At 30.0% G+C, this 6163-nt stretch carries 6 protein-coding genes; 5 read left to right on the top strand and 1 reads right to left on the bottom strand.

The window, feature by feature from the left end:
• Positions 1 to 362 precede the first annotated feature (362 nt).
• Genes CD30_RS18490 through CD30_RS18500 form a run of 3 tightly spaced genes read left to right on the top strand, consistent with a single transcriptional unit; the run spans position 363 to position 4171 of the window.
• On the top strand, positions 363 to 1835 hold the full coding sequence (locus CD30_RS18490; RefSeq protein ID WP_084078067.1) for a spore germination protein: 1473 nt from the start codon (positions 363 to 365) through the stop codon (positions 1833 to 1835).
• A 10-nt stretch (positions 1836 to 1845) separates the two neighbouring features.
• Positions 1846 to 2943, top strand: a complete 1098-nt coding sequence (locus CD30_RS18495; protein ID WP_036180441.1) for a GerAB/ArcD/ProY family transporter — start codon at positions 1846 to 1848, stop codon at positions 2941 to 2943.
• The gene (locus CD30_RS18500; protein WP_036180444.1) at positions 2930 to 4171 is read left to right on the top strand and encodes a Ger(x)C family spore germination protein; all 1242 of its coding nucleotides are present in this window, start codon (positions 2930 to 2932) and stop codon (positions 4169 to 4171) included. Before CD30_RS18495 ends, CD30_RS18500 begins: the two co-directional genes overlap by 14 nt.
• Positions 4172 to 4439: 268 nt before the next feature.
• On the opposite strand, the gene CD30_RS18505 is transcribed toward CD30_RS18500, so the two are convergent.
• Entirely contained in the window at positions 4440 to 4817 is a 378-nt protein-coding gene (locus tag CD30_RS18505) for an SLAP domain-containing protein (RefSeq protein WP_036180447.1), read from the bottom strand.
• A gap of 155 nt (positions 4818 to 4972) precedes the next feature.
• Here CD30_RS18505 and CD30_RS18510 point away from each other — a divergent pair, with 155 nt between their 5' ends.
• Both CD30_RS18510 and CD30_RS18515 read left to right on the top strand, forming a co-directional pair.
• Positions 4973 to 5161: a hypothetical protein gene (locus tag CD30_RS18510; protein WP_036180450.1), complete on the top strand. Its 189-nt coding sequence runs from the start codon at positions 4973 to 4975 to the stop codon at positions 5159 to 5161.
• A gap of 220 nt (positions 5162 to 5381) precedes the next feature.
• Positions 5382 to 6092 (top strand): YwaF family protein, encoded by a 711-nt coding sequence (locus CD30_RS18515; protein ID WP_036180454.1) that lies wholly within the window; start codon positions 5382 to 5384, stop codon positions 6090 to 6092.
• Positions 6093 to 6163 lie beyond the last annotated feature (71 nt).

Below are 6163 nucleotides of genomic sequence, written 5' to 3' on the forward strand. Positions count from 1 at the left end.
GGTGGTATAAAGTTCCGCACTGCTGGCTCAAACGCTCCGCAATACTCACAAATTTCAACAATAGTTGAATAGCCTTGTTTACCTAAAAAAATAAATGTCAAATAATCCTGGATGCTTAGGTTATACAATCTTTGCTTCTAGGATTTTCTTTTGGAATTATTCAATTATTCTTACTCACTTTCACGGCCTATTCTATATTTAACCATATGAATCACAATCAATTGTTATTGTCCCCCACCGTTCCCTCTCAATATTCGTTTATACCTCTAATCATACATATTACTAATAAGTATATTTTTAATCGGTTATAATTACCCTTTAAATGAGGAATAATATATGGAAAAAGTGGAGTTGGTATTACCGTGGAAGAAAATATTTTAAAAACTAAAACAATCGACTCCAATTTAAAAAATACAATTGGAATTTTTAATTACCTTTATTCCGTTTCATTTAATTCAGATATAAATATAAGAACTTTCTTTATTCAAGGATTAGATAAACATGCAGCTGTACTTTCTATAAGGACTATTTCAGATACAAAGAAAATTGAAGAAGAGATTATAAAGCCACTGCTGTTAAACAATGAGTCAAATAAAACTATTGAAAATATTTGCTTAGCTCAATTAAACAATACTTATACAATAATAGAGGATGTAACAAAAGATATTAATAACGGGAATGCCGCATTATTTATAGATGGTGAAACTTATGCCTACCTTTTTAGTACTAGTAAATTTAGTGGTAGAAGTGTTGAAAAAGCAATAAACGAGGTTTCACTAAAAGGACCAAAAGAAGCATTTAATGAAGATGTAGAAACAAATATTTCACTATTAAGAAAGAAAATTAGGAACGAAAATCTAATTTTTGAGTCTGTAACCATCTCAAAAAGATCGAATAATGAATTATATATTGTATATTTGAAGGATTTAGTAAATGACCAATTGTTAAAAGAAGTTAAAAAACGAATAAACAAGTTGGATGTTAATGCAATACAAAATCTTTCAGTACTAGAAGAGTATATCGAAGATAAAAATAAATCATTTTTTCCAACCATTTTAAATACTGAAAGACCAGACCGTACTGCCTCATTTTTAGAAGATGGATACATTGTTTTATTGATGAACAATTCACCTGAATCTTTAATATTACCAGCTACATTTTGGTCATTTTTCCATAATCCTGAAGATCATTATTTACGATTTATATTTGGGAATTTTATACGTGCATTGCGGTTCCTTGCATTAATTATAACGTTGTTTGTGTCATCCATCTATATTGCTGCGACCAATTACCATGTTGAAATGATTCCTGCCGATTTATTATTGGCAATTTCTGCAACCCGTGAAAGTATTCCCTTTCCATCAATTATCGAAATCTTATTGATGGAAATTGCGTTTGAGTTGATTAGAGAAGCTGGGTTACGAGTACCTAATCCAATCGGGTCAACAATAGGAATAGTTGGGGCTTTAATACTTGGTCAAGCAGCAGTAGAAGCGAATATTGTTAGCCCTCTTGTTGTAATCATTGTAGCTCTTAGTGGGTTATGCTCTTTTGCAGTTGGTGACGTCAGCTTAAATTTTTCAATTCGATTAACAAGATTTCTTTTTATTTTCGCAGCTGCGATTTTTGGATTTTTCGGAATTGTTGCCTTGTTAACTTGCGGTCTATTTTACCTAGTAACATATCGCTCTTTTGGAGTACCTTATTTAGCTCCTATGACACCAAAATATATTTCTTCTAAAGATACCATTTTTAGAAAATTGCTAAAAAAGGAAATTTACAGACCAGGATATTTAAAAACTCAGGATACACAAAAAAAGAAGAATAACGGTTAGGGTGGGAAGCATGGATAATTCTCAAGGAAAAATAGGACTGAAAGAGTTTCTTGCAATTATTTTACTAACCGTTGGAACAAAAGTAGCTGATAATACACCAAAAACCTTATATGAAGAACTAGGAAACGCCGCTTGGATTTCAATTATTCTTATAAGTCTTATAACCTTAATTCCCGTTCTTTTATTAACAAAACTGTGTAGCTTATATCCGGAAAAAAATTTAACTGATATCATACTACACCTATTTGGAAAATATTTAGGATGGCTTGTTCTATTTATTTGTTGGTTTATGCAAACCTATGCGTTATTTTATAATACAGCGATCTATTCAGACATTATCAAAACCCTTTACTTTAACAACACACCTTATATAGTAATTTCAATTTTATTAATAACTGTATCCGCTTATGGAGCTAAAAAAGGTATAGAGTCAATTGGTTCTAGTTCCTGGATGTCTCTATTTTTAATAAAAATTACGTTACTGTTTATCCTAGCATTTACATTTATCCAAGGTGAAATTAATTTTTTATTCCCCCTCCTTGGTGAAGGGGTTTGGGTATTAATGGAAGAGAGTTATTATCACTCCTCGATTTTTACTGAGTTTATTTTTTTATTTTTTATTGCCTCAAAAGTAAAAGATAATAAAGTCTTAAATAAAGGAGTATGGATTGCATTAATCATTGTAACTATCGAATTTACACTTGCACTAATTGGATATGTGATGTTATTTGATTTTTATGGTATTAAAATAATTGAATATCCCTTCCATGAAACAATTCGATATATTCAATTAGGTTTTTTAACCAATTCCGAGTTACTTTTCTACCCATTTTGGTTAGTATCTTCGTTTATTAGAATTACTTTTTATTTATATTTAAGTGCTCTTCTATTCGGGGCTACTTTTAAAATAAAACAATTTGAGTACATTGTTCCTACAATATCTACAATTATCGTTTTTGCTGGTTTAATACCAGAATCTGTAACATATTCCGTAGTTCAACTTAGAGAAGGCTTTTTACGTACAATCACACCGTTTATTTTAGTTTTACCTGTTATTTTATGGATAACAGCAAAATTAAAGGGAGAATTTAAAAATGGTAAAACATAATATAAGTAAATTTTTTTGTTTGCTCTTGTTTATCCCCTTTTTAAGTGCTTGCTGGGATCAAATCGCTATAGATGAAAGAGCATATGTTGTAGCTTTAGGGTTGGGAAAAAGTGAAGATGAAAATAAAATTCAAGTCACATTTCTTATTACAAACCCAGAGCTTTCAAAAAAAGAAGCCGGAACCAATGAGCCTGCTTTAGAAACAATTTCCTTCCAAGCGAATGATGTAATTGTTGCCAAAAATAAGGCTAATTCTGTTATTGCAAAGGAAGTTTCATACAATCTTCTAAGAGCAGTGATTATTTCTGAGGAATTTGCTAAGGAAGATAGGACTTTACGATGGATGTACGACCTATCCAAAGAGTATGAAATAAAACGAAATGTTCCATTAATTGTAGTAAAAGAAAGTATTGATACTTTCTTTCAAAATAATCGCCCTCAATTAGAAACAAAAATTCATAAATACTTTGATTTAATATTAGAATCTGCTAACAAATCAGGACTAATTCCAAAATCGAATTTAAATTCTTATTACAGAGTAACAGAGGCTGATGGAGATCTTTATTTGGTAATATATGGAACAAGCGAGATATCACAAGGAGGAGATGGTACTGAAGATGAATTTATAGCAGGTAAAATGGATATACAAGGAGAAACAAATCAGGTCCAGTTCATTGGTTCAGCCATTTTCAAAGAAGGAAAAATGATTGGAAAACTGAACGGTGAAGAAACACGATTGGCTATCCTCTTAAACAACACATTAAAAATGGGTGTTATATACACTACTTATACAGATCCTTTTAATGAAAAGTATAAAATAACCAGTCGAATACTCAATAAGGAGAATATTCACGTCAAAATGGATTTAAAAAATAATTCTCCTTCAGTAGACGTATCAATACCAATTTACATGGATATTATGACACAGCACAGTATGGTAGATTATGTAAACGATTCTGAAAAAAGAGGAATTCTAAAAAAAAGCATTGAAAAGGAAATAACAGATAAAATCACCGCTTTAGTAAAAAGAACACAAGAAGAATTTAAAGGTGAACCATTTGGTTGGTCGATAATTGCCAGAAAACAGTTTGCAACACTTCCTGAATATAGAGAATTTGACTGGATGAATACCTATCCTAGTATGGAGGTTAACATTAAAGTAGAGGTTAATTTTGGTAATTTTGGGCAACAAAGTGAAATTCCGAATTTCGAAGAAGTGAGGGATTAAAAATGACAATAATCTTATGGATTCTTGTTTTTTTAATATTTCTTTACACTATAGGATTTGCTCTCACACTTTGGAAGGATAAAAATAAAGTAGGGTCGATTGCTGTCTTTATCTTAGCTCTGGTTACTATTATCATTCCTTTTTTTTCAAGTATAAGATAAAACTACCTATTAGCCACTCACAGATAAAATCAACCTGTATTTTCTAAGGTGGCTTTCCCCTACTTAACGGTTTATGGAGATATCGTACTCTATCGAATTCTTGAACCTTATAGTATTTCTAAACAACCATTATTGTAAGAACTCTTCTTAAGAAAAGTATCTTTTGGAAATATAAATGTCCATGGAACACTTATATGAGGCGGAATAATAAGTCCTGGTATAGTAAATAACTTTTCAGCAATGAATTCCCCTTGAATACTGTAACGTAATTTTGTGTTAATAAACAAGAGACTTTGTTCCGAAAAATTATGTACTAATACTGTTACTAGTAATTCTTCTTTATAGTTAGTTGCTTCACGTATAGTGGAGCATAGAAATTCCGCGTTATTTTTAATTTTTGTTTCATTAAAAATTTGTTCAATATATAGCCGATCTGAAGCAGCTAATGTTTTGTCCCAAGATGTTTCAAACTGTAATTGTTGCATAATTAAACACGCTCTTGAATTTTTGATTTGTAATAGTAAAGAAATACTAATTATCTTTAAATGAAATTACCTCTTTTAGAATAAATCATATAAAATCTTTAAGCGTATAAGTTTATATTCAATAGCAAACACTTCTAAATAAGGAGTGATGAAGCTTGGAAAAAGAAGAAAAGTATTTAACAACTTCACCAAAAGAACATAAAATAACGATTGAAAATGGTTCTAGATTTCCAAATTTAAAAAATATAGCTGGAAATTCTGTTGATGGACATAAAGAACTTGAAGAAGCAAATATAGATTTTATTACTAGTAAAGAAATTGGACAACAAAACGAAAATTCTTAATATCTTTATTATACTAGAAAAGGTACAAATCAACTGCCTTTTCTAGTATTTAAATCCTCTTCCAAAACATATTTTTATCACCTTCCATCGATTTTCATAAAAAATAATATTTCGCAAAAATTTTAATTCACCTCGATGTTTTACTGCTTGATGTAATTTAAATTCATGTTCAAGAAAGTAAAACATATTTATTTATCGAAGAGGTGATAATGTGTGGGAAATGATATTTGAGACTTCAACAGAAAAAAATCCATTTGTTCGTTTTTCCACGGTACATCTTATTAGTATTTTTCTTTTCTTTTTAGGAATTATTCTTTTATTTATTTTCCGTAAAAAAATAAATGAAACATTCACAAGAATTTTCTTTGTGTCCATTATTTTATTATTAGAAATAGGTTATCATATTTGGCTTATTACCAATAATCTGTGGGCTGCATCCCATGCTCTCCCGCTTCAACTTTGTTCAATTAGTCTGATTCTATGCATAATACTTCTTCTAACTAATAATAAAACTACCTTTGAAATTGTATTTTTTATTGGAATTGCAGGTGCTCTTCAAGCGATTTTCACGCCAGAGTTATTTTATAATTTCCCACATTTTCGATTCCTTCATTTTTTTATTAATCATATCTTAATCATTTGGGTTTGTCTTTTCTATGTATGGATAAAAAAATATACAATTTCCTTCATTTCAATCTTCAAATCCTTTGTTTTTCTTCATATGGCTGCATTAATTGCATTTGTTGCAAACATCATTACTGGTGGAAATTATATGTTCTTATCCAGAAAGCCAGCAACTAGTTCTGCTTTAGACTACTTCGGAGATTATCCTTGGTATATCTTATCTTTGGAAGGGATTGCGTTAGTTTTGTTTACCATCTTATATTTACCATTTTTATGGCATAATAAAAAAATGAAAAATATTTCTTAAAAATTCTATTTAAAAAATTTAAAGGTTGTACAATTTATAACGTTGGTGAATGAAAATCACCTTCTCCCGAA

This window comes from Ureibacillus massiliensis 4400831 = CIP 108448 = CCUG 49529, assembly GCF_000772965.1.
GTDB lineage: Bacteria > Bacillota > Bacilli > Bacillales_A > Planococcaceae > Ureibacillus > Ureibacillus massiliensis.